This is a genomic window from Sphingomonas sp. QA11 (assembly GCF_028473665.1).
Classification (GTDB): domain Bacteria; phylum Pseudomonadota; class Alphaproteobacteria; order Sphingomonadales; family Sphingomonadaceae; genus Sphingomonas; species Sphingomonas phytovorans.
The window spans coordinates 1,920,789-1,945,729 of record NZ_CP098774.1; the positions used below are offsets into that span (position 1 = coordinate 1,920,789).

Genomic DNA, 24,941 nt, shown 5'->3' on the forward strand with positions numbered 1-24,941 from the left:
CTAGATATCCGCGTAGACATGGGTTTCGGCACTGGCTCCAGGGTGCGTGACCGCGCCCTTATAAGCAGGGCCGACCGTGGCCGCATAGCGCCAGAGCGCACCGGATTGATAGTCATGCGCGCGCGGCACCCAATTGGCGCGGCGCGCGGCAAGAACATCTTCCGCCACATCCAGATCGATCGTGCCGGTTTCAGCATCGATGCGGATGATATCGCCATTCTCGACCAGCGCGATCGGCCCGCCGTCAGCCGCCTCCGGCCCGACATGCCCGATGCAGAAGCCGCGCGTGGCACCCGAAAAGCGCCCGTCAGTGATCAGCGCTACCTTCTCGCCCAGGCCAAGCCCGTAGAGCGCCGCGGTGGTGGACAACATCTCGCGCATGCCGGGACCGCCCTTGGGCCCTTCGTAACGGATGACGATCACCTCGCCTTCGTTGATCTCGCGCGCCTCGACCGCGGCAAAGGTGTCCTCCTCGCAATCGAACACGCGTGCCGGTCCGGTGAATTGCAGCCGGTGCATGCCAGCCACCTTCACGATCGCGCCATTGGGCGCCAGCGTACCGCGCAGGCCGACAACGCCGCCAGTCGGCGTGATCGGTGCCTTCACGTCATAGATCACCTTCTGGTCGGGATTCCACGTCACCCGATCGATATTCTCGCCAAGCGTCTTGCCGGTCACGGTCAGGCAATCACCATATAGCAGACCATTGGCGAGCATCGTCTTCATCAACATGTAGACGCCGCCGGCCTCGTACATATCCTTGGCGACATACTTACCACCCGGCTTCAGATCGGCAATGTAAGGTGTTGATTTGAATATCTCCGCCACGTCAAACAGGTCGAAATCGATGCCTGCTTCGTTCGCCATCGCCGGCAGGTGCAATGCGCCGTTGGTCGACCCCCCGGTCGCCGCGACGATTCGGGCCGCGTTGATGAATGCCTCCCGAGTGCAGATGTCGCGCGGCCGGATATTCGCGGCGATCAGTTCCATTACCTGGGCGCCGGCCGCGACCGCGATCTGCTCGCGCGTGGTATAGGGCGCCGGCACCATGTTCGAATTGGGCAGCGACAGGCCGATGGCCTCGCCGACGCACGCCATGGTGTTGGCGGTATACTGGCCGCCGCATGCCCCGTGCCCCGGGCATGCGACCTTCTCGAGTTCGGTCAGGTCCTTGATCGGACAATTGCCGGCGGCATGCTGGCCGACCGCCTCGAACACATCGACAACGGTGACGTCACGATCATGATAGCGGCCCGGAAGAATCGATCCGCCATAGACGAAGATGCTCGGCACGTTGAGGCGGAGCATCGCCATCATCATGCCAGGCAGCGACTTGTCGCAACCAGCGAAGCCGACCAGCGCGTCGTAGCAATGACCGCGCACGCTAAGCTCGACCGAATCGGCGATCACCTCGCGGCTGACCAGCGAGGACTTCATCCCCTGATGGCCCATCGCGATACCGTCGGTGACGGTGATGGTGTTGAAGCGTCGCGGCATGCCGCCGCCCTGGATCACGCCGGCGCGCGCGGCATCCGCCTGCGCGTCGAGCGTGGTGTTGCACGGTGCACTGTCGTTGCCCGCGCTGGCGAGCGCGACGAAGGGCTTGGCAATGTCCTCCTCGGCGATCCCCATCGCATAATAATAGCTGCGGTGCGGGGCACGCTCGGGACCGACCGACACATGGCGGCTGGGGAGCTTCGATTTGTCGAACTGATGAGTCATGCCGCGCCTATGTCGCCAGAGGGGCCTTTTGCGCAAGACTATTGCTGATTTTTATCAGAATAGGCCCGAGAATGTCGGCCCAGCGCGCAACGCCAGCCTCGTCGCTGATCAGATCGTTGCGGATTTCGATCGCGAGACTCGGGATGCCATTGGCCTCACCGTGACGGTTGAGCGTCGCGTTGAGCACCCGGCCCGAATAGGGTTCATTGTCTCCAGTTTCGATCCCCGACGCCCGCAACATCGCAACGGCGAGGTCAGCCGCCCGCCGATCGCGATTGTACAAGATGCCGGCATGCCAGGGCCGGGCGCTCGCCCCGCCACTCTCCAGTTCGGGCGTGAAGCTGTGGATCGAGGCAAGCAATGTCGGGCTGGTCGCCTGGATCAGCCTGGCCAGCGCGCGATGATAGGGTGCGTGGAATCGGGCGACACGATCCGCCCGGTCAACGGCGACATTGCCGGGGATTGCATGGCCATCGCTTACCACCGGGATAAGCGACGCGTGGTCGGGCTGGCGGTGGAGGTCGATCACCAGGCGCGACACCGTCGCAAGGATCGCCGGCGCCTCAAGCCGGGCCGCCAGGACTCCGGTCAGCGGTGCCGCGCCGATATCGATCGCGATGTGCTTGTGCAGCAACGCGGCTGGAATGCCGAGATCCACCCCGTCCGGCACTGCGTTCGAGGCGTGATCGCAGATCAGCATGATACCGCCGGGCGCGCCGGGCAGGATGACGGGCGCGCTCACCACGCACTTCCACGCAAAACGGCGGCGGACTCACGTCCGCCGCCGCCATGGGGGGATGACGCCCGGGGGGGCCGGGGATCATCAGCGGGCGCGGCGTCTGGGACGGCGGACCCGTTCGATCCGTACCCAGCAAGAGCAGTGCCAATAGCGGTTTGCCATGGCGCGTAGCGCGGGCTTGGGAGGAGGCGTGTCATTTCGGGGCAAAAAACCGTCACGCGAGTACCGATTCGAGACACCACCAGCCAGGACGCGCAGCGCGGACGGCGTTGGCGGCAGCGGCCCGGTCTTCGGGCCAGTCATATAGCGCGAAGCAGGTAGCACCTGAACCGGACATCCGGACCAGCCGCGTCCCAGCGCCATCGAGCAACAGGGCGAGCGCGTCGCCGATTGCCGGGGCGATGCTCCGGGCCGGCGCTTCGAGATCGTTGCGGCCGAGCAATGCCCGACCAAGCAGCGCACCATCGCCGATCGGGCCGCGGTCCCGCCCGTCCCAGGCGGCGAACACCGGTCCGGTCGAGACGGCCACCCCCGGGTTGACGAGCAGGACGGGCATGCCGGTGAGGCCATCGACCGGCTCGAGCTGCTCACCCCTGCCCCGCCCGAGCGCGCTTCGGCCAAGCAGGCACGCCGGAACATCGGAACCGAGCGAGTCAGCGATGGCAAACAGGCGCGGATCGTCGAGCGACACACCGTCTCGCCGTGCGAGGGCGCGCAGGGCAGCCGCGGCATCCGCCGAGCCGCCCCCGATGCCCGACGCTACCGGCAGGCGCTTCACCAGCGTGAAGGCACCGCCCGGCTTGGCGAACACAGCGGCATAGGCGCCTGCCGCGCGCGTGACGAGATTGTCGCCCTCGCCCGTCAGCACCCCCGCGAACGGGCCCTCGATGGCCAGCGATGGCGGCCCATCGGCGAGCCGCAATTCGTCGCCATCCTGGACGAACGCGAAGAGGGTCTCGATCTCATGATAGCCGTCGTCGCGCCGCGACCGGACGTGCAGCGCCAGATTGATCTTGGCCGGAGCTTGCTCGACGATCACGGCTGAACGCGAACCCCATCGGCGATCTTCGCCGCTATGCGTGGCCCGTCCTTGGCATCCGCGACGATGGCGGCTGCCTGCCAGGCATAGCGTGCCTCATACCGGCGCCCGAGCGACCAATAGGCGTCACCCAGATGCTCGTTGATAGTGGCGTTGGCGGGCTGCCCCCGCGCGGCAAGCTCAAGCATGGGGACCGCCTTGCGTGTATCGCCATGCTGGAAATAAGCCCAGGCGAGCGAATCGATGATCGACGCGTCACCGGGCTGGAGCGCATTGGCCTTCTCCAGCAACTTGATCGAGATGGCGGGATCCTCCCCATGTTCCAGTCGGGCATAGCCGAGATAGTTGAGCGCGACCGGTTCCTCGGGTGCCATCTCGACTGCCCGTTCAAGCGCCTTGCGCGCCTCGGGCCAGCGGCCTGCCTGATCGAGCGTGCCGCCGAGTTGAAGAAAAAGGGTCCAGGACGGCGTATCGCCCGCACGCCTGATGGCGAGCGAATAGGCGCGCGCCGCATCCTCGAAGCGGCCGGCCGAGGTGAGAAGATCCCCCATCCGGACCGCATCGGCACTTGTGGCATCCTTGCGATTGGACAGTGCCGTCGCTGCGGCGAGAGCCCCGGCGTCTTCACCTGCATTGCTGAGCACCGAGACGCGCGCTTCCAACGCGCTTTCATGGAACGGACTCGATGGTTTGACTTGGTCGAGCAGTGCAAGCGCCCTTTCGCTCGCCCCGCCTCGCACCAGAGCCCGGGCCAGCAGGATCCGCACTCTATCATTGTCGGGGTCGAGACGCAGCGAGGCCCGCATCAGCGCGGTGACGATCGGCGTCGGATCGCCCTCGGAAAGATCGGCGGCAAGGCGGGCAAACACGCGGGACGCGCCGAACGCACTCGACGGCGGCACGCCCCGGCCGATGGTGCGCCGCAGTGCGACGACCGCGCTGTCGCTCCCGCTCAGCAGCGCCCTGGAAATATCCGCCCTGCCCTTGGCAGCCAGCAGTTCCGCGGCATTGATCCGCAGATCGAGGCTCGCCTGATCAGCGCCGAGCAGCGCCTGAAGCGCGATCGCGCCTTCATCGACCTTGTCCGTCGCGATCAGCAGGAGCGCGCGATTCTCCGCCATATAGCGGCGCGCGACCGGGCTGGACTTGCTCTCGGCAAGCTTTGCGACCGGATCGCCGCCCGCGTCATAGACAGCCCATGCCCCCAGCAGGCCGGCAACGAAGTCGAACGGCCCCGCGCCGATCCGGGTCAGGATCGCGGCCGCCCCCTTCTTGTCTCCGGCGCGAACCGCGCGCGCATAGCTGAACAGGATCGCATCGGGCGGCGCGGCGCGCGCCGCATCGAGCGTCACGATCGCGCGATCGGCGAGCAGATCGTCGCCGGCCTCCATCGCCTCGCGATAGGCCCGTCGCGCGATCATGAGATTTCCCGGCGCTCCGGCGAGCGCCGTGGCATAGTCGGCCGCCGCCTGCTCCGCGCGACCGTCACCATCGGCCGCACGGGCACGCGCATAGGCTGCGAGGTCGTCAGCCCCGCGATCCGCCCAGGCGGGCGTCGCGACGGTAAGCGCCAGCAGTACCAGTCCCAGGCGATCACATGTTCGGATAATTCGGCCCTCCGCCGCCTTCCGGCACCACCCAGTTGATGTTCTGGGTCGGGTCCTTGATGTCGCACGTCTTGCAATGGACGCAGTTCTGCGCGTTGATCACGAACTTCGGATCGCCGGTTTCCTCGCCCACGATCTCGTAAACGCCCGCCGGGCAATAACGCTGCGCCGGCTCGTCATACATCGGCAGGTCATAGGCGACCGGGATGGTCGGGTCCTTCAGCGTCAGATGGACCGGCTGGTCCTCCTCATGATTGGTGTTCGACAGGAACACGGAGGAAAGCCGGTCGAAGGTCAGCACGCCGTCCGGCTTGGGATAATCGATCTTCCGGGCCTCGTCCTTGCGCCACAGGCTCTCATTGTCCGGGTGATGCTTCAGCGTGAACGGCATGCGGATGCCGAAATTCTCCAGCCACATGGTGATGCCGGCGAGACCGGACCCGATGAAATCCCCGAAGGTCTTCACCAGTGGCACGACATTGCGGACGACCGACAGTTCCTTCTTCACCCAGCTCTGCTCGAACGCTTCCGGATAGGCGCTCAGTTCATCGCCGGCGCGGCCTGCCTGGACCGCATCATAGGCGGCTTCGGCGGCCATGATCCCGCTCTTCACCGCGGTATGGCTGCCCTTGATCCGGGGCACGTTGAGGAAACCGGCCGAATCCCCGATCAGCGCGCCGCCCGGAAAGACCAGCTTCGGCACCGATTGCAGCCCGCCATCGCTGATCGCGCGCGCGCCATAGGACACTCGCTTGCCACCCTCCAGCATGGCCGCGATCGCCGGATGGGTCTTCCAGCGCTGCATCTCCTGGAACGGCGAAAGATAGGGGTTGGTGTAGTTGAGCCAGGTGACGAACCCGATCGCGACCTGCCCGTTCGCCTGGTGATAGAAGAAGCCGCCACCGCTCGCCCCCTCGGACAGCGGCCAGCCCTGAGTGTGGATAACGCGGCCGGGAACATGATGTTCCGGCTTGATGTCCCACAATTCCTTGATGCCGAGGCCGTAGACCTGCGGCTGCGCGTCCTTCGCCAGATCGAAGGTGCGGATCAGTTCCTTGGTGAGATGCCCGCGCACCCCTTCGCCGAGGAACGTATATTTCGCATGGAGCTCGAGGCCCGGCGTGTAATCCGGCTTGTGGGTGCCGTCCCGCGCCACGCCCATGTCGCCGGTCGCGACGCCCTTCACCGACCCGTCGTCGTTGAACAGTATCTCGGCCGCGGCGAAGCCCGGGAAGATCTCGACGCCCAGTTCCTCGGCCTGGCCAGCGAGCCAGCGGCAGAGATTGCCCAGCGATCCCGTATAGGTGCCCTTGTTGTGCATGAAGGGCGGGGTGAAGATGTGCGGCAGGCCGAATTTCTTCGTCTTCGTCAAAATCCAGTGCTGGTTGTCGGTGACCGGCACTTCGGCCAGCGGACAGCCCTTGTCGCGCCAGTCCGGAATCAGTTCGTCGAGCCCCTTGGGATCGACCACCGCGCCCGACAGGATATGCGCCCCGACCTCCGAGCCCTTTTCGAGCACGCAGACGGAAATTTCACCACCCTTTTCGGCCGCCAACTGCTTCAGCCGGATCGCGGCGGACAGGCCCGCAGGCCCGGCACCAACGATCACGACGTCATACGGCATGGACTCGCGTTCGCTCATCATCGTCTCCAATAAGGACGAAGCGGGCGCTCTCGTCGCGCCACAGCAACGTCCTGTCCATTCAGCGGTGCCAGCGAATTGACCGCGCCGTCAACACACGACTCTATAGGAACATCATGGGGGCGGACCAGCATATCGATTGGCGAACGGCGGCGGCGAGCGCGCTTGAGTGGTGGCGCGACGCCGGAGTCGACGCGTCGATCGACGAGTCGCCACGCGACTGGCTGGCGCCGGTCGAACCGCCGAAACCAGTCAGACGCGTTCAAGCCGTAGCGGCAGCACCGGTCGTCGCACGGCCTCTCCCGAGCACGCTGGCGGCCTTCGAGGCGTGGCGCCTCGGGCCCGAAGCGCCCGAGGCAGACTGGCCCGGCCAGCCGCTCGCGGCACAGGGGCCCTGTTCTTCCAACATCATGGTCCTGATCGACCTGCCGGAACGCGAGGATGCAGATTCGGGTATCCTGATGAGCGGCCCGGCCGGGCGACTGTTCGATCGCATGCTCGCCGCGATCGGGCGGGACCGGGGCTCGATCTATCTCGTACCGGTCTGCGCCAGCCGGCCCGTCGCCGGGCGGGTTGCGCCCGAAATCGAGGAACGGCTGAACCAGGTAGCCCGTCATCATGTCTTGCTCGCTGCGCCGAAACGGCTGTTATTGCTGGGCAATGCGCCAAGCCGTGCCCTGCTTGGGGCGGATGCGGCGCGCATGCGGGGTAGTTTACATGGCATTAACCTTGGTGGCGGAAAAGGGCCGCCGGGGGATAACGACGTCGCGACACAGGCGGTGGCGAGTTTCCATCCCCGCTTCCTGATCGAGCGACCGGCCGCCAAAGCCGAAGCATGGAAAGATTTGCAGATGCTGATCGGGGATCTGGACACGTGACCGCGAAATTCATCCTGGCCTGCACACTTGCGCTGGCACCGCTGGGCACCGCACATGCCGCCGACGCCCAGCGCATCGGCTCGACGCCCGCCACCGGCCGCATCGTACCCGATCAGCTCGATGCTGAGCAGCGCGCCGGCTATCGCGCCGTGTTCCAGAGCATCCGCGGCCAGAAATGGCTGGACGCGCAGATCCAGCTCGATTCGATGAAGCCTGGGCCCCTTCACGCCCTTGCCCGCGCTGAACTGCTCACTGCCAAGGGGTCGCCCAAGGCCGATCTCGATCCGCTGATGAAGCTGCTGAGCGAAGCGCCTGAACTGCCCCAGGCGCAGCAGATCGCGGTGCTGGCCAGTTCGCGTGGCGCCGTCGGCCTGCCCCCGCTGCCCGAGGCCCGCAAGCTCACCTGGATCGACGGCGCCCCTGCCCGCCTGCGCGCCAAGAGCATCAAGAGCGACATGATCGCCGGCGAGCTCGCGATCCGCATGCAGCCCTTCGTGAAGGCCGATGACGGCGTCTCCGCCCAGGCACTGCTCGAATCGATGCAGAACCTGTCTCCCGACGCGCTGACCGAGTGGCAGCAAAAGGTCGCCTGGATGTATTTCCTGGCGGGCGACGACAATAATGCCCGCGCGATGGCGACCAAGGCCTCGACCGGCACCGGCGACTGGGCCGTGCAGGGCGACTGGGTCGCGGCACTCGCCGCGTGGCGGCAGCGCGACTGCACCGCCGCCGGGCAAGGCTTCACCAGAGTGGCCGCGCGCGCCAGCGATATTGAGCTTCGCGCGGCCGGGCTGTACTGGGCATCGCGCGCCGACATGCAGTGCGGTCGCCCCGACCTGGTCGAAGGCCGGCTGAAGAACGCCGCCCAGTATCGCGAAACTTTTTATGGCCTCCTCGCGCGCCAGACGCTCGGCATTCACGATCCCGCCGCCCGCCAGGCCGATACCCTGCTCGCCGGTGACTGGCAGACACTCGCCCGTCGCCCGAACATCCGGGTCGCCGCGGCCCTGGTCGAAATCGGCGAGAATGGTCTTGCGGACGCGGTGATCCGCCAGCAGGCGCGAATCGGCGACACCTCCGAATTCCCGGCGCTTGTCAGGCTGACCGGTGCGCTCAACCTGCCCAGCACCGTCGTCTGGCTCTCGCATAACGGGCCGGTCGGGGCGACGCCGCCGGTCGAATCGCGCTATCCCGCACCGAACTGGACGCCCGATGGCGGCTGGCGTGTCGACAAGGCCCTGGTGTTCGCCCACACGCTCCAGGAATCCCGGTTCCGCACCGACGTGGTCAGCCCGGCCGGCGCCTATGGCCTGATGCAGGTCCGCCCCGGCGCCGCGACCGATATCGCGCGCAAGCAGGGCCGCAGCTTCGATCGCTCGGCGCTGAGCAATCCGGGCACCAACATGGAAGTCGGCCAGAGCTACCTTGAGCAATTGCGCGACCAGGCGTGCACGGGCGGCCTGCTGCCCAAGGTGATCGCAGCCTATAATGCCGGCCCGGTCCCGGTCGAGGCATGGAACGCCCAGGCCCGCGATGGCGGTGATCCGCTGCTCTATATCGAATCGATCCCTTATTGGGAGACGCGCGGCTACGTCATCACCGTGCTGCGCAACTACTGGATGTATGAGGGGCAGACCGGAAAGCCCAATTCGCCCAGCCGCGTCGCCCTGTCGCAAGGCCTGTGGCCGCGCTTCCCCGGCATGGCCGGCGCAAGCGCCGTTCGGCTCAGCTCGAGCGCGCTGAATCCCGGCACGTCCACCAATTTCAAGGCCATCAGCTCGGTATCGGTCCCGGCATCGGTCGCCAGTGCCAATTGACGAGAACGCCGCCTTCCTGCCGGTCAGGATCGCGGTGCTCACCATCTCCGACAGCCGCGGCCTCGCCGACGACCGGTCGGGAGACATTCTTGTCGAGCGGCTGAAGGCAGCGGGCCATATCCTTGCCGACCGCGCCATCGTCACCGACGACGTCTCGTCGATCGTCAGCCGCCTCCACGCCTGGATCGATGAACCGCAGGTCGATTGTGTGATCACCACCGGCGGGACCGGCGTAACCGGGCGCGACGTGACGCCCGAGGCGATCGAGCGAGTCCAGGACAAACCCATTCCCGGCTTTGGCGAACTGTTCCGCTGGCTCAGCTACCAAATGATCGGCACCTCAACCATCCAGTCGCGCGCCTGCGCCTGCGTCACCCGCGGCACCTATATCTTCGCGCTGCCCGGATCGACCGGCGCGGTGAAGGACGGGTGGGACGGTATCCTCAAGGACCAGCTCGACAGCCGCCACCGGCCCTGCAACTTCGTCGAGCTGATGCCGCGCCTGCTTGAACGCTGACAGGGTTCAGCTGGTCGAGCCTTTCGGCTTTCCGCCCCCCGCCGCTTCGCGCTTCTCCCTTATGAAACCGGAAAGATCCGAATCCATCGACGCGTACCAGTCGATATAGTCCTTGAAATTGTCGTAGGTCATTTTGCCCAGGGCCGACACGTAGAGAGATTCGGCAAGGTCGCCGTCGCTGTCGATGGTGACCTTCAGGAAGCGCTTCTTCGCATTCCACTCATTCGCCATGGCGACCGAGAAGAAGGGCTCCTTCTTGAAATAGCTGTAGAATTCGAAGGAATTGCAGCCGGCGTCATTGGTGCAGCCATAGAATGTCAGCTGGAACCAGCTGCCATTGGCGCCGCTCTCGATATAGCTGCTGCCGTCGTCGCCCTTCTTGATCTCAGCCTTGTACCCGGCCTCCTGGAGAAGCGCGGCGACATTCTTCACGCTGCTGACATCGACCACCCGGTCGGCGGCCATGCCCGCCGACGGGACCGCCATCGCCGCCAGCCCCAGCGCATACAGCCCTATCTTCATGTTCCTGCCCTCCCGACGCCAGTTCGATACCGAGCCGACCATATGTCGCCCGAAGGCGACACGCCAGACGCGCTATGCCTTGTCGGCATCCGGCTGCATCGCCGCGAGTTCATGGCCAGCCGGATCACGAAAATGGAAGCGCCGCCCGCCCGGAAAGGCGAAGATCGGCATCGTAATGGTTCCACCCGCGGCGCCGACCGCGACCTCGGCCGCTGCGAGATCGTCAACCTCGATCACCGGCAGCAACTGCGCCGTATGCTGCGACGTATCGCCGTCAAGGCCCAGATCGGTATCCCCCGTCGTCGTCGCTGCATATGCGGGTCCGAAATCGGTGAAGGTCCAGCCAAAGGCTGACGCATAAAAGGCTTTAGCCGCCGGGACATCGGCCACCGGTAGCTCCACATAATTCAAGCGCGCCATATCGCCTCCTTGTTCTTGATATGTTCTTACCGATGAACTACGCTCAGTCAATGGCAAAATCCCGTCCCGTCCGCGGCGCGACGCAAAACCGGGAAAGCGTCAGATTCAACCTGCCCGAGCGGGATGCGGATGGCGACTGGCTCGACAATCGCGAGCTGCTCGACGAGGGACCTCCGCCGTTACGCACCACCGTGACGGTCGAGAAACCGCGTACGATCATTACCCGCAACACCTCGCCCGACATCGGTTTCGATCGCTCGATCAACCCGTATCGCGGCTGCGAGCATGGCTGCATCTACTGCTTCGCGCGACCGACTCATGCCTTCCACGACCTGTCGCCCGGCCTGGATTTCGAAAGCAGGCTGTTCGCCAAGCCGGAAGCGCCTGCACTGCTTCGCGCCGAACTGGCGAAGCGCGGCTATGTCGTTCGACCGATTGCGTTCGGGACCAACACCGACCCCTATCAGCCGATCGAGGCCGACTGGCGGATCACGCGGCAATGCATCGAGATATTGTCCGAAACCGGCCATCCGCTGACGATCACCACCAAATCCGACCGGGTCGTCCGCGATATCGATCTGCTGGCGCCGATGGCGGCAAGGGGGCTCTCGGCAGTGGCGGTGTCCATCACATCGCTCGATCCGCGTATCGCGATGACGGTCGAGCCCCGTGCCCCTACCCCGCCGCGGCGCCTCGCGGCTGTGCGCAAGCTCGTCGACGCGGGCATCCCGACCTATGTCTCGATCGCGCCGGTTATTCCGGCGATCACCGACCACGAGCTCGAGCATCTGATCGAGCGCGCGGCCGAGGCTGGCGCGTACGGCGTCACCTTCCTGCCGGTCCGCCTGCCCTATGAAGTAGCCCCACTGTTCAGGGCGTGGCTTGACGAACATTTTCCAGATCGCGCCGGCAAGGTCATGGCGACGATCCAGTCGATCCGAGGCGGGCGCGACAATGATCCGCAATTCCATAGCCGGATGCGCGGCAGTGGCCCCTGGGCTGAACTGTTGAGGACACGCTTCAAGATCGCATGTCGCAAACATGGCCTGGTCCGCGAATGGAAACAGCTTCGCACCGATCTCTTCCGCCCGCCGCCAGGCCGTCAGGGTGAATTGTTCGGCTGAATCTCACAATGTCGTGACAATGTGGCCCACGCCATCTTCATCGCCTTAACTTCGCCTTAGCGGTCTTCATGATATGACCATTGGCGGAAACAGGAGTTTATTCGCCGGCGCCGCTTTCTCCTTGGATCACGAGCGTCTCTATCATTGCGGACAGGTTTTCAATGGGAGGAGTTGGTGGCAGAAACGACCTCGAACGATCGGCCGTCGAACGACAAGCGCGCCGGCGACCGCCGCAAGGAACAGGACCCGCTCTATACCGGCGAGGAGCGCCGCAAGGGCGACCGACGCAAAAGCGAGTCCTGATCCCGTTTTATCGTTTCAGGGGGGCACCGCCGGGCCGGGCCTCAGTCGCCTCGTCAGCGGGCACCCGCACAGCACCCGGCCGGCCATTGCCACGGGACGGACCAGTCGACAGTCGCGGCAATTCGCTACGCTCGATCTTCCCGTCGCCATTCTTGTCGAGCATCGCAAAGCGGACATCGGCAGCGTGCTGGAATTCCGCCGCATCGACACCGCGGTTGAAGTTCGTGTCGGCAATCGTCACCGGCTCGGGAAAGTCGAAATAGCTGTAACGCGCCGCGCCCTGCTTGCCATAGGTGACCCGGGTCTCGCCACTGCCCTGGGCGCTGCTCTGACTAGTATCGGCTCCGCCGCCACCGCCATGACGCCCACCACCACCACCGCCTCTACCACCGCCGCCGCCCCCGCCGCGATGCCCGCCTCCGCTCCGGCCGCCGCCGCTGCCCGAAAAACGCCCGGCGCCGCCATCCCCGCCACCGACGCGGATCTCGGGCGCCAGCACCGTCTCGTAATATTCGATGTCATCGGGATCGATCTCGCCGTCATGGCCACGATCGAGCACGGCGAAGAAACGCGACGCGTCCTTCGAGAATTCAGCGCGGCTCAACGCCCCGTCATGGTCAGTATCGGCATTCTGGAACCAGATATCCTGCGGATCGATGCCGCCGCGTTCGCTGCGGAATGGCTCTCCCATCGGGCTGATGAACAACCGCCCGCGCGCACTTGCGCTTTCAGCGCCGCCGCCATGGAAGCCCCCAGGAGGGCGCCCGTGCCTGAATTTTGGCTGCTGGCTCCCGGCGCAACCCGCCGTCAGGAGGGCCAGAGATGTGAGGAAGACAAGGCGCATGACTTACCCGCTCGCTTGAGGAGCTCCCGGATCCCCAACAAGCGAACCAGTCTATGGCAATTTCAAGGTCCAAAGGCCCGAAACGGTCCCTGATAAGCGGGCGTCGCAGCAATGCGTCCGATCTCCGCCTGGAGCAGGTCAGCGAGATGCTTGTGATCCTTCAGCGAGGGATGCCAGTCGCAGCCCTCCAGATCGAGCCTCTCGAAATGGATAGTGGAGACCCGCCCCGGCGCCTTGCTCCCGAGCTCGTCCGCAACCTGCCGGACATCGGCGATGAACGCGTCGGCACCCATCAGGATCAGCCGCGCGTTCGGCTCGCGTGCCATCAGGTCGCGCGCGAAACCGAGATAGCGCGCGCGATAGGCGGTGTGGAGCGCAGCCTGGCTCGCCCAGGGCTCGCCCGCCTGGAGAGGCGTGGAGAAGTCGTTGGTACCGAGATTGACGACGATGAACTGCGGATGCCAGCCACGGGGATCGATCTCGACGGGCGCCGGATCTTTCGGGATAAGGCGCTGGTAGAGCCCCGGCATGCTCTCGCCGGGTCGGCTTCCGCCATAATTGCGGACCATGCCGAAACCAGAATAGGCGTTGACCCGATAGTCCGCCCCCAGTCGACGCGCGACGATTGGCCCAAAGGCCCGTTGCGTGTCGGTGGTGTCCCGCACCTGGGCGGTCGTGCAAATCCTTCCGGGCGACGCATTGCCGTAACCGACCGTATAGGAATCCCCGATGAACTCGATCTGCCGGCCGGTCCGCCCCGGAGGCGAGAGCGGAACCCCCTCCCCGGCCGCGAAGATGCCGAACAGACGACTCTCGTCGTTCTGGGTTTCGCCGAGCTTTTCGAGGCGAACGCTGTGCTCGCCATCGCCAAGGCCATCGATTCGCGCGTCGACCTGCCCGGTCCGTGTGAAGCTCGCTTTCTCGACCCCGTCGATCAGCAGGCGCAACCGGTCGGCTCCGTTTCGGAGCCTGACAGTCAGGCCGTTGCCCTTGAAGCGCCCCTCGAAATAAACCCCCGGCCAGCCGAAGCGCATCGATCCATCCGTGTCGACAACCACACGACCGCCGACATAGAGCGGGACAGGCGCCGGCTGCTTCTTCTCCGCGCAAGCCGAGGCAGTTGCCAGAAGGAGAATGAGAACGCCGGCAAGAGGCCCGGGCTTCTCCCTGACAACCCTCATGCCTTGCCGGCGCGGCACTTCATCAGCGGCTGGATACGGGTGCCGAACATTTCTACCCCTTCGATGAAATCATCGAAAGTAAGCAGCACGCCGCCCGTATTCGGCACCTCCGCCATCTCGTCGAGCATCCGCGCCACGCTTGCATAGCTGCCCACCAGCGTGCCCATGTTGATGTTCACGGCCCCCTCCGGCGCCGCGAGCTGGCGGACATTGGTGGTGGGGTTGTGCTTGTCAGCCGCGCCCTGGTCCGCGAGCCAGGCGATCGCGTCGATATCGACCCCGTCATTATAGGATTTCCACTTGGCCATCGCCTCCTCGTCGGTTTCGGCGGCGATGATCATGATCAGCACGAAGACCGAGACGTCCCGGCCCGTCCTTGCGGTCGCGACGGCGAGGCGATCATTGTTGAAGGCGAAGGCCTTGGGCGTGTTGACCCCCTTGCCGAGGCAGAAGGCATAATCAGCCCATTTCGCCGAGAAGGCGAGGCCGGCATCGGACGACCCGGCGCAGATGATCTTCATGTCGCCGGTCGGCGTCGGCCTGACTCGGCAATCCTCCATCTGATAATATTGGCCTTTGAAGTCCGACACGCCTTCGGCCCAAAGCTCACGCAGAATGTGAGCATATTCGTCCAACATCTGGTAACGGTTTCTAAAATGCTCATCGCCGGGCCACATGCCCATCTGGCTGTACTCTGGCCGCTGCCAGCCGGTGATCAGGTTGAGCCCGAAGCGCCCGTGGCTGATCGAATCGATCGTGTTGCACATCCGCGCAGCGAAGGCGGGCGGGATGACGAGCGTCGGGCAGGTCGCGTAGATCTTGATCTTCTCGGTGACGGCGGCAAGCCCGGCCATCAGCGTGAAGCTCTCCAGCCCATATTCCCAGAACTCGGTCTTGCCACCGAAACCGCGCAGCTTGATCATCGACAGGAGAAAATCCAGTCCATGCTTTTCCGCGCTGAGCGCGATCTCCTTGTTCATGTCGAAGCTCGGCTTGTACTGCGGCGCGTTCTCCGAAATCAGCCAGCCATTGTTGTTGATGGGCACGAAAACGCCGACTTGCATGTGCTTAGCTCCCCAGAAAATCGAGCACGATGGTGTTGAAGCGATCCGGATCGGTGACGTTGCAGGCATGGCCGCCCCACGGCATCGCGACGCGCGTCACGTCCCCCAGGCGCTGGGCAAGCAATGCCGAACAGTGTGATGGCACGAGCATGTCGTCTTCCGACACCAGCAGCAGGATGTCGGCGGCGATATCGGACGGCAGTTCGAACGCCCTGGCCGCCGCAATCCGCTTCTCGAGAATCTTCGCGGGCGGGAAATGGGCAAGTTGGTGGGCGCCCTCCGCATCGAGGCGCGCGACATTCTTCGATAGCCAGTTGGCCGGGTAGAGGAAGAAGGGCTGCGCTCGGACATAGGCTGCCGGCCCGCTCTTGTGCAGCAGCTCGAGCCGCGTCTCGAAGCATCGCTCGAAGTGCGGATCGAGAGTAGCCCAGCCATTGACGACGACGATCCTCCCGATCCCGGGGAATATCCGTGCGAGTTCGAGCCCGATCAGTCCGCCCAGCGCATGGCCGACGAAATGCGCCTGCCCGATCCCTAACTCCTCGAGCAGCGCCAGCACATCGGCTGCCATGGTCGCGACGGTGACGCCGTCGGGCAGCGATCGTTCGCTCCGTCCCGTGCCGCGATGATCGTAGAGCAGCAGCCGATACCGTGCACCGAGCGCCGCCAGGTTCGGCTCCCAGTATCCCGCCGAGCCCCCCATTCCGGGCGAGAGGATGAGCACCTCCCCGTCCTGGACACCATGCCATTCATACCAGAGCCCGGCGGCCTCCATCAGCCGATATGCGCCACGCTGGCGATCTCGACGAGGCAATCGGCCTTCACCAGATCGCATTTGATGCAATAGCGCGCCGGCTTCGCGCCTGGGAAATATTCGGCATAGACCGCGTTGAAAGCAGCGTAGTCAGCCAGGTCCTTCAGGAAGATATGGTTCATCGCCACATCGGCCAGTGTCGCGCCGCCCGCCTCCAGCGTGATCCGGATGACGTCGAGCACGTGGCGGGTCTGGGCCGCGACGTCGCCGACATGCAGCACTGCCCCGCCCTCGCCCAGCGCCAGCACGCCGGAGACATAGACAGTGTTTCCGGCCCTGGCACCGGCGGAATAGGGTGCGATCGGGGTCGGGAACTGGGGCGGATTGATCGGTTCGAACGGCATCGCATTACTCCTTGGGGGTCTGGCCGAAGCTGCCGCAGAAATCGGCGACGGTGGAAACCCAGCCGAAGAATTTCTCGACATTGTAGACCGTCGCCTGCTGAATGAACTCCGGCCCCAGGTGATGCGTGGCATCCTCCAGCATCACGCCGAAATATTCGAGATGGAAGCCGTCGCGCAGGGTCGATTCCACGCAGACATTGGTCGCGATGCCGACGAACACGATGTTGCGGATCCCCCTCGCGCGGAGCGTGCTGTCGAGCTGCGAATTGAAGAAGGCGGAATAGCGGGTCTTGTGCAGGCTGATGTCGCCCGGCTGCGGCTTCAGCGCATCGACCAGTTCATAATCCCATCCGCCGCGCGCGAGCAGCTTGCCGGCGAGTTCAGGGCGCCTGCGCATCGTCTTCAGCGCATTCGACTTGTGCCAGTTGGGCGATCCCGGCCCACCCGCCTCGACATAATCGGGGTCCCAGCCATTCTGCAGATAGATCACCTGCACGCCGGCGCGACGCGCGGTGTCCAGCACGGTGGCGATCTTGCCGATCGTGCCGGCGGCCCCCGAAATGTCGAATCCCGCCTGATCGACATAGCCCCCGGGGGAGGCATAGGCATTCTGCATGTCGATCACGACAACGGCGGTCTCGGTCGGCGACAGGCGTAGTGCCTCGGGCCGGGCGGGCAGCGTCACCGCACCCGTCGCACTCCCCACATCCACCGTCGTGCCCTCGTCCGCCACGCGCCAACTCCCTGAAACCAGCCGGGGAGCTTGAACCAGTCGGGCTTCACCCGCAAGCCGGGCTTGTTCACCGCGTCTGCTTTGCCCATGATGCCGGTCGGGTCGCTTTCCAACGAGGGAGCGCACGCATGTTTTCAATGGACAATCTGGTTCTGCAGCTGGGCTACGCCCTGCTCGTCGTCGCGCTGCTGGCGCGAACGACACGGCGAATGCGAATGCTAATCGGGGTTGCGGCGATCGCGATACTGGCGAACGCGATCCTGCGGGCCGATCCTGTGGCGGCCGGCCTGATGCTGGTCCTGCTCGCAATCTGGATCGTCAAGCTTTGGGGGGACCGCCGGAAGGACAGGAAAATCCGCTTTACCCCGATGGAGGAGGCGATGCGCCGCACCTTTCTCCACACGCTGCCGCGCGATGCGGCACGGGAGTTCATCGATCTCGGCCTGTGGCTGCGCGGCCGGGCCAATGACGTGCTGACAAGCGAGGGCGAGCCAATCGCCAATCTCTACTACCTCGTCAGCGGCGAAGCCCGGGCGACAATCCAGACGCGGGAGATCGGCATCTGGCGCACCGGCGATCTGATCGGCGAAGCAACCATTTTATCCGGTGACGATGCCACGGCCACCGTCACGCTGATCGGCCCCTGCACTTTCTGGTGCGCCTCGACGCCCACGATGAGACGCTTCCTCAACGACCATGAGGGGCTGCGCAGCGCGATCGAACGAAGTCTCTCCAATGCCGTCAAGGACAAGCTGCACACCCCCAATCTCGCCATCGCGAAGGGGATCGGCTGACATCCTCCGCCCTGAGGGAAAGTCGAAGCGTGACGCCGGTCACGCGCATGGCATCCGGCGCTGCCCTATCCCGCGCTCATCGAGCGAAAGGAAATGGACCATGCATATTGAGAACGGCATCATCGGCAGCGTCACGCTGGCCTTCTCGGTCGCGTCCTTCTACCTGTTCTTCAGGAACGCGATCAGCACGAAACCGGAGCCGGCCGACATCGCAGAACGCGTGCGGGAGCTGGCCCCTGGGCTTGACCTGCCGGCAATCATCAAGGCAATCGCCGATGCCTTCTCCAATCTTCGGCCAAGTCTGTCCGCGCTGCTTGGTTCGATCCTGTTCCTGCTGATGTCGGGCGCAGCTGTTGGCGTCTACAAGATTGCCGGGTAGCCGAGCCGCCACAACGCTCCCCTAGGCAACCGCCAGCTTGTAATCCTTGAATCGCGCCCGCAGTTCGGTCTTGAGCAGCTTGCCGGTCGCCGTGTGGGGCAGGTCGTCGACGAAGACGATCTCGTCGGGCAGCCACCATTTGGCGACATGGCTGGCCAGATGCGCCGTGATCTCGGCCGGGGTCACCGCGCTGCCTGGCTTGCGGACCACCAGCAACAGCGGGCGTTCGTCCCATTTGGGATGATAGATACCGATCGCCGCGGCTTCGGCCACGCCCGGGCAGCCGACAGCGGCGTTCTCCAGATCGACCGAGCTGATCCATTCGCCGCCGGACTTGATCACGTCCTTGGCGCGATCGGTGATCTGCATCGTGCCGTCGGGATGGAGCACCGCCACGTCGCCAGTATCGAACCAGTTGTCGGCGTCCACCGCATCGGCATCGGCCTTGAAGTAGCGCTTGACCACCCAGGGGCCACGGATCTGGAGGCGGCCCGAACTGAGCCCATCGCGCGGCAGCACGACATCGTCGTCGTCAACGACGCGCAGTTCAACGCCGAACGGAATCTGCCCCTGTTTCGAGACATGATCGAGTTGCTCGGACAAGCTCATCTCGTCCCAATGCGCTGGCGGGAAGCCCGCCGTGCCGATCGGAGAGGTCTCCGTCATGCCCCAGAGATGCTTCACCGTCACGCCCATGCCCATGATCCGCTCGATCATCGCGCGCGGCGCAGCCGATCCGCCGATCGTCACCTGCTGCAGATATCTCGGCTCCTCGCCCGTCGCGTCCATATGCTGGAACATCGACAGCCAGACAGTCGGCACGCCCGCCGAATGAGTCACCTTCTCCTGGTTCATCAGCCGGCACAGGACGACGGCATCGTTGACCGCCGAATACACGAACTTTGCACCCGACAATGCCCCGGCAAAGGGCAGGCCCCAGGCAGCGGCGTGGAACATCGGCACGATCGGCAGCACCACCGCGCGCGGCGACAGGTTGAACACCCAGGGCGCCACCTCCGCCATGGCGTGGATCATCGTCGAGCGGTGCTGGTAGAGGACGCCCTTCGGGTTTCCGGTCGTACCGCTGGTATAGCAAAGCATGCAGGGATCGCGCTCGGGGCCCTCCACCCAGACATAGTCGCCGTCCTCCCGCGCGATCAGCGCTTCGAAACCGTCCCCCTCTGACTCATGCGGGTCGAACACCACATAATGCTCGATGCTGGTCCATTGCGACTTTAGCCGGTCGACAAGCGGCTGGAACACCCTGTCGTAGAAGAGAACGCGGTCGTCAGCATGGTTGGCGATATAGACGAGCTGTTCATCGAACAGCCGCGGGTTGATGGTGTGGATCACCCCGCCCATGCCGATCGCGCCATACCAGGCGACGAGGTGGCGGCTATGATTCATGCCCAGGGTACCGATACGGTCGCCGGGCTTACAGCCCATCTTCTCAAGAGCTTGTGACAGCTTCCTCGAATCACGTGCGATACCGGCCCAGTTCGTCCTGGTCTCCTTGCCATCGGCCCAGACACTGACGAGTTCCCGGCTGCCATGCTCCCGCTCGGCATGGTCCAGCAATCGCGGCACGCGCAACTCGAAATCCTGCATCCCACCCAACATTCAGCTCTCCCGCCTCGTTCTTGTGGTCATTGTCGTCCGCTTTGCGCGTGTTTGTACAGCCTTGGCCTGTCTTGACCGAAACAGCCGATACGAGCGTCAGGGATGTGTCGCGTATCGTCAAGCCAGACACGGATCGGCAACACACAGCACCCACCGGAGAACCCGCCTCGCGATCAGCCGACGAGAGCCAGTTTCGTCTCGGAGGTCTTCAGCACCACGTTGCTCACCCCTGGCAGATGTTCGATCCGGGCGGCAAGTTCGCCGTCGAGCAGGAAATCCCGGCCCAGCAGCACGCGAGCCGCACCCCCGTCAGGAAGCGCGGCATTGGCCCATACTTCGCCCCGTGCCCCGCGAACTTCAGCCAGCAACGCGCCAAGCGCCGCCATCGCCGCCGGCGTTTCCACTGACAATTCGACCACGAAACGCGCCGTATTGGCGAGCGTCTCGAACGGCTGGATGCGCTTGATGCTCACGCGCGGACTGTCTTCGCCGGGCCGGCGGTCCAGTTCCACCGTGATCAACCCGCAGCCGCCGTTGCGCGCCGCCTCCTCCAGGTCGGCCGCCACCCCATCGTCGAAACAGGTGGCGATGAACTGCCCCGAAGGATCGGACAAGGTCGCCATCATGTACCGCTTGCCCCTGGCCGAGGTCCGCCACCGCGCGTCCTCGACCAGGGCCGCCATCGTCGCCCCGGCGCGCGTGCCGTCATCGGGAATGGAAAGTTCACCCAGCGCGGCATAGCTCCGCGCGCCGTGCATCTTGGCAAGGTGCGAATGACGATCGACCGGGTGGGCCGAGAAATAGAAGCCGAATGCCTCCTTCTCCTGCTCCATCCGCTGCGCGAGCGTCCAGCGGGCCGACAGCGGCAACTTGATCGCCGGTTCGACAGCGTCTGCCGTACCGAAGAGGCCACCCTGCCCGCTGGTGCGCATGTCGTGGACCCGCGCGGCGGTCGCGAGGATCGTCTCGGCGGTCGCGAAGATGCCCGCACGGTTCGGATCGATCGAATCGAACGCCCCGGCCGCCGCCAGCGTTTCAAGCTGGCGTTTGTTCAGCAGGCGCGGGTCGACGCGGCGGGCAAGCTCGTCAAGCGTGTCGAACGCCCCATTCTCGTCGCGCTCGGCGACGAGCTTCTCCATCGCGCCCTCGCCCACGCTCTTCAGCGCGGCAAGCGCGTAGCGCACCGCCAGGCCGTCCTCGGTGCTCTCGACCGAGAATTCTGCCTCGCTGCGGTTGATGTCAGGCGGCAGGCAGGCAACGCTCATGCGCCGCATGTCATCAGTGAAGACGCCAAGCTTGTCGGTCAGCGCCATGTCGAAACACATCGAGGCGGCGTAGAATTCCTCAGCATAATGCGCCTTCAGCCACGCCGTCTGATAGGCGAGCAGGGCATAGGCAGCGGCGTGCGACTTGTTGAAGCCGTATCCGGCGAACTTGTCGATCAAGTCGAACAGCTCGTTCGCCTTGCCTGCCGGGATCTTGTTGACCGCTAGGCACCCCTCGACGAACCCGGCACGCTGCGCGTCCATCTCTGCCTTGATCTTCTTGCCCATCGCGCGGCGCAGAAGGTCGGCCTGACCCAGGCTGTAGCCAGCCAGGATCTGCGCCGCCTGCATCACCTGTTCCTGATAGACGAAGATCCCGTAGGTCTCGGACAGGATCCCTTCGAGCAGGGGATGCGGATAGGTGATCTCCTCGCGCCCGTTCTTGCGCGCGCCGAAGCTCGGGATATTGTCCATCGGGCCGGGGCGGTAGAGCGAGACGAGCGCAATGATGTCGCCGAAATTGGAGGGGCGCACGGCCGCAAGCGTGCGTCGCATGCCTTCCGATTCGAGCTGGAACACGCCGACCGTGTCGCCCTTCTGGAGCAGCTTGTAGACGCCTTCGTCGTCCCATTCGAGCGCGTCGAGATCGACGACGATGTTGCGGTTCGCGAGCAGGTCGATCGCCTTCTTGAGCACCGACAGGGTCTTCAGGCCGAGAAAGTCGAACTTCACCAGCCCTGCGCCCTCGACATATTTCATGTCGAACTGGGTGACCGGCATGTCGGAGCGCGGATCGCGGTAGAGCGGCACCAGCTCGGCGAGCGGCCGGTCGCCGATCACCACGCCTGCGGCATGGGTCGAGCTGTGCCGCGGCAGGCCTTCTAGCTTCATGGCCAGGTCGAGCAGATGCTTCACCCCGCCATCGCTCTTGTATTCGGCCAGCAGTTCCGAGACGCCGTTCATCGCGCGCTCGAGCGTCCAGGGATCGGTGGGGTGGTTGGGCACCAGCTTGGCCAGGCGATCGACCTGGCCATAGCTCATCTGGAGAACGCGGCCGGTATCCTTGAGCACCGCGCGAGCCTTCAGCTTTCCGAACGTGATGATCTGGGCCACCTGGTTGCGGCCATATTTTTCCTGGACGTAGCGGATCACCTCGCCACGCCGGGTTTCGCAGAAGTCGATGTCGAAGTCGGGCATCGATACGCGTTCCGGGTTGAGGAACCGTTCGAACAGCAGGCCGAGCTTCATCGGATCGAGATCGGTGATGGTCAGCGACCAGGCGACGACCGAACCGGCGCCCGATCCACGGCCCGGTCCGACCGGGATGTCATGGTCCTTCGCCCATTTGATGAAGTCGGCGACGATCAGGAAATAGCCTGGGAAGCCCATCTGGATGATGACGTCGAGCTCGAATTCCAGGCGCTTGCGGTAAGCGTCGCGCCAGTCCTCCTCTGCCACCGCCTCCCCGGCGGCGACTGGAGCATGCGCCGAAAGCTCCTCGATCCGCTTGAGCCGCTTCTCCAGCCCCTCCCGCGCATCGTGACGCAGCGCCTCGGCTTCGGCCGCCGGATCGCCAGCAAGGCTGGGCAGGATCGGCTTGCGATACGGGGCCATCACCGCGCAGCGCTGCGCGACGACCAGGGTGTTGGCGATCGCCTCGGGCAGGTCCTCGAACAGCAGGCGCATGTCCTTGGCCGGCTTCATCCAGGCGTCGGGGGAACTGCGCGGCCGGTCCTCGCTCGCGATATAGGTCGAATTGGCGATGCACAGCATCGCATCATGCGCATTGCCGAAATCCTGGTCGGCGTAGCAGCAGGGGTTGGTCGCCACGATCGGCAGGTCGCGCGCATAGGCGAGGTCGAGCAGCCCGGCCTCCGCCCTGCCCTCGGTCTCGTCGAGCCGACGGACCAGCTCGATATAGAGCCTGTCGCCGAACAGGTGCTGGAGGCGATCGGCATAGGCCAACGCCCGTTCCGTCTGCCCTTCCGCGATCAACCGGGTCAGCCCGCCCTCGCCGCCGGCGGTCAGCGCGATCAGCCCAGCGGTCCTGCCTTCGAGCGCGGCGAAATCGACGTGCGGCGACAATTCGAGCGGCCGATCAAGGTGGGCGCGGGACACGAGCGCGCAGAGATTCTGATAGCCGGTCTCGTCCTGCGCGTAGAGCGCGATCCAGTCGACCGGCGCTTCGATGCCGTCGGGCATATCCGGTCGCGCGATCCCAAGCATCGTGCCGATGATCGGCTGCACCCCCGACGATTTGCAGGCATCCGAATAGGCCATCGCCGCATAAAGGCCGTTGCGATCGGTCAGGGCCGCTGCGGGGAAACCCAGTTCCTGCACGCGCTTGGCGATCGCCTTGGGTTCGATCGCGCCATCGAGCATCGTGTAGGACGAAAAGATACGTAGAGGCACGAAAGCTGAATGCGGCATTCAACGACTATGGGTGTCCAGGCCGATTCGGGAAAGCCTTGTGCGCCGGATTAGCTGTGGATTGCGATCCATGTCATGACAATGTAAATGATTGTCATGACATTAACTATCCACAAAGAAGCGGATCGCGTGGCCTTCTGGCACGATCGCGTATCGCAGGTGCTGCAGGGCGACCTTGAGCGCCGGTTCGCGGCATTCGGCGTGACACCTTCGCAATACCGCCTGCTCGCGGCGCTGGCGCGGCATGATGCCGATACCGTTAGAGGCCTTGCTTCCTCCCTGCGGCTCGACGGCGCGGCGGTCACGCGCCTTGCCGACCGGCTTCAGGCCAAGGGGCTGGTGGTGCGTGCCGCCGATCCGACTGATGGTCGATCCGTGCGGCTCTCGCTCAGCGAAGCGGGCGCCGATCTGGTGCCGCTGCTCGACGCCGAGGCGAGCGCGCATGAACGGGCCTGGTTCGGATCGCTCAGCTTCGCCGAATTGCGCCAGTACAAGCTCACCCTTGCCAAGCTGCTCAAGCGGGCGGGTGACGGACCTGATGAGGTCTGGTTACGACGGGAACTCTATTGAAGCCGATCCTTCCTGAAGGCCGGTTTCAGCAGAGTAGCCGTTCAGCCCTGATGCTGACGCAGCTTCTCGATATCGCTTTCGATATCCTCGGGCTTGGTGGTCGGTGCGTAGCGTGCGATCGCCCTGCCACTGCGATCGACCAGGAACTTGGTGAAGTTCCATTTGATCGAGGTCGATCCCAGCAAACCGGGCGCGTCCTTCTTCAGCCGCTCGAACAGCGGATCGGCATTCGATCCATTGACGTCGATCTTGGCGAAGACCGGGAAGGTCACGTCATAGGTCAACGTGCAGAAACTGGCGATCTCGGCCGCGTCGCCAGGCTCCTGTGCCCCGAACTGGTTGCATGGGAAGCCGAGCACCTCGAAGCCGCGATCCGCATATTTCCGGTGCAGCGCCTCAAGCCCTTCATATTGCGGCGTGAAACCGCATTTGGAGGCTGTGTTGACGATCAGCAGCACCTGGCCGGCATAAGCGGAGAGGTCCGCCACGCCGCCGTCAGCCGCCTTGACGCTCATCTCGGTGATCGCGGTCATGCCTGCTCCCCTGTCGTTTCGTCAGGAGATAATCGAGTTC

Annotated in this window: 24 protein-coding genes; 8 read left to right on the forward strand and 16 right to left on the reverse strand. The window is 64.7% G+C overall.

Going from position 1 to position 24,941, the window contains the following annotated elements; all coding sequences use genetic code 11:
• The 5 genes from ilvD to NDN01_RS08790 form a co-directional block, all read right to left on the reverse strand.
• A complete protein-coding gene (ilvD, locus tag NDN01_RS08770) occupies positions 1–1,722 on the reverse strand; it encodes a dihydroxy-acid dehydratase (RefSeq protein WP_272626959.1) in 1,722 nt (573 codons plus the stop codon).
• A gap of 7 nt (positions 1,723–1,729) precedes the next feature.
• Entirely contained in the window at positions 1,730–2,464 is a 735-nt protein-coding gene (locus tag NDN01_RS08775) for an N-formylglutamate amidohydrolase (RefSeq protein WP_443025215.1), read from the reverse strand.
• A 211-nt stretch (positions 2,465–2,675) separates the two neighbouring features.
• Positions 2,676–3,500 carry a 4-(cytidine 5'-diphospho)-2-C-methyl-D-erythritol kinase gene (locus NDN01_RS08780; protein ID WP_272626960.1) on the reverse strand — a complete coding sequence of 275 codons (825 nt, stop codon included), beginning with the start codon at positions 3,498–3,500 and terminating at the stop codon, positions 2,676–2,678.
• On the reverse strand, positions 3,497–4,921 hold the full coding sequence (locus NDN01_RS08785; protein WP_272626961.1) for a tetratricopeptide repeat protein: 1,425 nt from the start codon (positions 4,919–4,921) through the stop codon (positions 3,497–3,499). Before NDN01_RS08785 ends, NDN01_RS08780 begins: the two co-directional genes overlap by 4 nt.
• Positions 4,922–5,093: 172 nt before the next feature.
• On the reverse strand, positions 5,094–6,749 hold the full coding sequence (locus tag NDN01_RS08790; RefSeq protein ID WP_272628117.1) for an electron transfer flavoprotein-ubiquinone oxidoreductase: 1,656 nt from the start codon (positions 6,747–6,749) through the stop codon (positions 5,094–5,096).
• Positions 6,750–6,865: 116 nt separating this feature from the next.
• Between NDN01_RS08790 and NDN01_RS08795 the strand changes: the two genes are divergently transcribed.
• The 3 genes from NDN01_RS08795 to moaB are packed head-to-tail and all read left to right on the forward strand — an operon-like array spanning position 6,866 to position 9,961.
• Positions 6,866–7,627 carry a uracil-DNA glycosylase family protein gene (locus tag NDN01_RS08795; protein ID WP_272626962.1) on the forward strand — a complete coding sequence of 254 codons (762 nt, stop codon included), beginning with the start codon at positions 6,866–6,868 and terminating at the stop codon, positions 7,625–7,627.
• Positions 7,624–9,444 (forward strand): lytic transglycosylase domain-containing protein, encoded by a 1,821-nt coding sequence (locus tag NDN01_RS08800; RefSeq protein WP_443025216.1) that lies wholly within the window; start codon positions 7,624–7,626, stop codon positions 9,442–9,444. Before NDN01_RS08795 ends, NDN01_RS08800 begins: the two co-directional genes overlap by 4 nt.
• Positions 9,434–9,961, forward strand: a complete 528-nt coding sequence (moaB, locus tag NDN01_RS08805) for a molybdenum cofactor biosynthesis protein B (RefSeq protein WP_272626964.1) — start codon at positions 9,434–9,436, stop codon at positions 9,959–9,961. The genes NDN01_RS08800 and moaB overlap by 11 nt, the downstream gene beginning before the upstream one ends.
• Positions 9,962–9,967: 6 nt before the next feature.
• On the opposite strand, the gene NDN01_RS08810 is transcribed toward moaB, so the two are convergent.
• Both NDN01_RS08810 and NDN01_RS08815 read right to left on the reverse strand, forming a co-directional pair.
• The gene (locus tag NDN01_RS08810; RefSeq protein ID WP_272626966.1) at positions 9,968–10,483 is read right to left on the reverse strand and encodes a YbjN domain-containing protein; all 516 of its coding nucleotides are present in this window, start codon (positions 10,481–10,483) and stop codon (positions 9,968–9,970) included.
• A 72-nt stretch (positions 10,484–10,555) separates the two neighbouring features.
• Positions 10,556–10,903: a VOC family protein gene (locus NDN01_RS08815; protein WP_272626969.1), complete on the reverse strand. Its 348-nt coding sequence runs from the start codon at positions 10,901–10,903 to the stop codon at positions 10,556–10,558.
• 50 nt (positions 10,904–10,953) lie between these two features.
• Between NDN01_RS08815 and NDN01_RS08820 the strand changes: the two genes are divergently transcribed.
• Positions 10,954–12,027 (forward strand): PA0069 family radical SAM protein, encoded by a 1,074-nt coding sequence (locus NDN01_RS08820; RefSeq protein WP_272626971.1) that lies wholly within the window; start codon positions 10,954–10,956, stop codon positions 12,025–12,027.
• Positions 12,028–12,201: 174 nt separating this feature from the next.
• Positions 12,202–12,330, forward strand: coding sequence for a hypothetical protein (locus tag NDN01_RS08825; RefSeq protein WP_272626973.1), 129 nt, complete (start codon positions 12,202–12,204; stop codon positions 12,328–12,330).
• A 7-nt stretch (positions 12,331–12,337) separates the two neighbouring features.
• On the opposite strand, the gene NDN01_RS08830 is transcribed toward NDN01_RS08825, so the two are convergent.
• The 6 genes from NDN01_RS08830 to rutB form a co-directional block, all read right to left on the reverse strand.
• A complete protein-coding gene (locus NDN01_RS08830; protein ID WP_272626975.1) occupies positions 12,338–13,021 on the reverse strand; it encodes an EF-hand domain-containing protein in 684 nt (227 codons plus the stop codon).
• Between the two features lie 215 nt (positions 13,022–13,236).
• Positions 13,237–14,355 carry an SGNH/GDSL hydrolase family protein gene (locus tag NDN01_RS08835; RefSeq protein WP_272626977.1) on the reverse strand — a complete coding sequence of 373 codons (1,119 nt, stop codon included), beginning with the start codon at positions 14,353–14,355 and terminating at the stop codon, positions 13,237–13,239.
• Positions 14,352–15,419: a pyrimidine utilization protein A gene (gene rutA, locus NDN01_RS08840; RefSeq protein WP_272626979.1), complete on the reverse strand. Its 1,068-nt coding sequence runs from the start codon at positions 15,417–15,419 to the stop codon at positions 14,352–14,354. The genes NDN01_RS08835 and rutA overlap by 4 nt, the downstream gene beginning before the upstream one ends.
• A gap of 4 nt (positions 15,420–15,423) precedes the next feature.
• Positions 15,424–16,194, reverse strand: coding sequence for a pyrimidine utilization protein D (rutD, locus tag NDN01_RS08845; RefSeq protein ID WP_336298359.1), 771 nt, complete (start codon positions 16,192–16,194; stop codon positions 15,424–15,426).
• The gene (locus NDN01_RS08850) at positions 16,194–16,577 is read right to left on the reverse strand and encodes a Rid family hydrolase (RefSeq protein WP_272626981.1); all 384 of its coding nucleotides are present in this window, start codon (positions 16,575–16,577) and stop codon (positions 16,194–16,196) included. Before NDN01_RS08850 ends, rutD begins: the two co-directional genes overlap by 1 nt.
• A gap of 4 nt (positions 16,578–16,581) precedes the next feature.
• Positions 16,582–17,310, reverse strand: coding sequence for a pyrimidine utilization protein B (gene rutB, locus NDN01_RS08855; RefSeq protein WP_272626983.1), 729 nt, complete (start codon positions 17,308–17,310; stop codon positions 16,582–16,584).
• A gap of 137 nt (positions 17,311–17,447) precedes the next feature.
• Here rutB and NDN01_RS08860 point away from each other — a divergent pair, with 137 nt between their 5' ends.
• Together NDN01_RS08860 and NDN01_RS08865 are read left to right on the forward strand one after the other, a co-directional pair.
• On the forward strand, positions 17,448–18,104 hold the full coding sequence (locus tag NDN01_RS08860; protein ID WP_272626985.1) for a Crp/Fnr family transcriptional regulator: 657 nt from the start codon (positions 17,448–17,450) through the stop codon (positions 18,102–18,104).
• Between the two features lie 100 nt (positions 18,105–18,204).
• Positions 18,205–18,483: a hypothetical protein gene (locus NDN01_RS08865; protein ID WP_272626987.1), complete on the forward strand. Its 279-nt coding sequence runs from the start codon at positions 18,205–18,207 to the stop codon at positions 18,481–18,483.
• A 21-nt stretch (positions 18,484–18,504) separates the two neighbouring features.
• On the opposite strand, the gene NDN01_RS08870 is transcribed toward NDN01_RS08865, so the two are convergent.
• Positions 18,505–20,103, reverse strand: a complete 1,599-nt coding sequence (locus NDN01_RS08870) for a long-chain fatty acid--CoA ligase (RefSeq protein WP_272626989.1) — start codon at positions 20,101–20,103, stop codon at positions 18,505–18,507.
• Positions 20,104–20,276: 173 nt separating this feature from the next.
• The gene (dnaE, locus tag NDN01_RS08875; RefSeq protein WP_272626991.1) at positions 20,277–23,798 is read right to left on the reverse strand and encodes a DNA polymerase III subunit alpha; all 3,522 of its coding nucleotides are present in this window, start codon (positions 23,796–23,798) and stop codon (positions 20,277–20,279) included.
• Positions 23,799–23,927: 129 nt separating this feature from the next.
• Here dnaE and NDN01_RS08880 point away from each other — a divergent pair, with 129 nt between their 5' ends.
• The gene (locus NDN01_RS08880) at positions 23,928–24,368 is read left to right on the forward strand and encodes a MarR family winged helix-turn-helix transcriptional regulator (protein WP_272626993.1); all 441 of its coding nucleotides are present in this window, start codon (positions 23,928–23,930) and stop codon (positions 24,366–24,368) included.
• Positions 24,369–24,409: 41 nt separating this feature from the next.
• Here NDN01_RS08880 and NDN01_RS08885 read toward each other — a convergent pair whose 3' ends face one another.
• On the reverse strand, positions 24,410–24,901 hold the full coding sequence (locus tag NDN01_RS08885) for a glutathione peroxidase (RefSeq protein WP_272626995.1): 492 nt from the start codon (positions 24,899–24,901) through the stop codon (positions 24,410–24,412).
• Between the last annotated feature and the right edge of the window lie 40 nt (positions 24,902–24,941).

Coding starts and splice junctions, on each gene's coding strand:
- ilvD (WP_272626959.1), bottom strand. CDS start 1,722: ATGACTCATCAGTTCGACAAATCGAAGCTCCCCAGCCGCCATGTGTCG.
- NDN01_RS08785 (WP_272626961.1), bottom strand. CDS start 4,921: ATGATCGCGCGACGGGCCTATCGCGAGGCGATGGAGGCCGGCGACGAT.
- NDN01_RS08790 (WP_272628117.1), bottom strand. CDS start 6,749: ATGAGCGAACGCGAGTCCATGCCGTATGACGTCGTGATCGTTGGTGCC.
- NDN01_RS08795 (WP_272626962.1), top strand. CDS start 6,866: ATGGGGGCGGACCAGCATATCGATTGGCGAACGGCGGCGGCGAGCGCG.
- NDN01_RS08810 (WP_272626966.1), bottom strand. CDS start 10,483: ATGAAGATAGGGCTGTATGCGCTGGGGCTGGCGGCGATGGCGGTCCCG.
- NDN01_RS08815 (WP_272626969.1), bottom strand. CDS start 10,903: ATGGCGCGCTTGAATTATGTGGAGCTACCGGTGGCCGATGTCCCGGCG.
- NDN01_RS08820 (WP_272626971.1), top strand. CDS start 10,954: ATGGCAAAATCCCGTCCCGTCCGCGGCGCGACGCAAAACCGGGAAAGC.
- NDN01_RS08830 (WP_272626975.1), bottom strand. CDS start 13,021: ATGGGAGAGCCATTCCGCAGCGAACGCGGCGGCATCGATCCGCAGGAT.
- NDN01_RS08835 (WP_272626977.1), bottom strand. CDS start 14,355: ATGAGGGTTGTCAGGGAGAAGCCCGGGCCTCTTGCCGGCGTTCTCATT.
- rutA (WP_272626979.1), bottom strand. CDS start 15,419: ATGCAAGTCGGCGTTTTCGTGCCCATCAACAACAATGGCTGGCTGATT.
- rutD (WP_336298359.1), bottom strand. CDS start 16,194: ATGGAGGCCGCCGGGCTCTGGTATGAATGGCATGGTGTCCAGGACGGG.
- NDN01_RS08850 (WP_272626981.1), bottom strand. CDS start 16,577: ATGCCGTTCGAACCGATCAATCCGCCCCAGTTCCCGACCCCGATCGCA.
- NDN01_RS08860 (WP_272626985.1), top strand. CDS start 17,448: ATGGACAATCTGGTTCTGCAGCTGGGCTACGCCCTGCTCGTCGTCGCG.
- NDN01_RS08865 (WP_272626987.1), top strand. CDS start 18,205: ATGCATATTGAGAACGGCATCATCGGCAGCGTCACGCTGGCCTTCTCG.
- NDN01_RS08870 (WP_272626989.1), bottom strand. CDS start 20,103: ATGTTGGGTGGGATGCAGGATTTCGAGTTGCGCGTGCCGCGATTGCTG.
- dnaE (WP_272626991.1), bottom strand. CDS start 23,798: ATGCCGCATTCAGCTTTCGTGCCTCTACGTATCTTTTCGTCCTACACG.
- NDN01_RS08885 (WP_272626995.1), bottom strand. CDS start 24,901: ATGACCGCGATCACCGAGATGAGCGTCAAGGCGGCTGACGGCGGCGTG.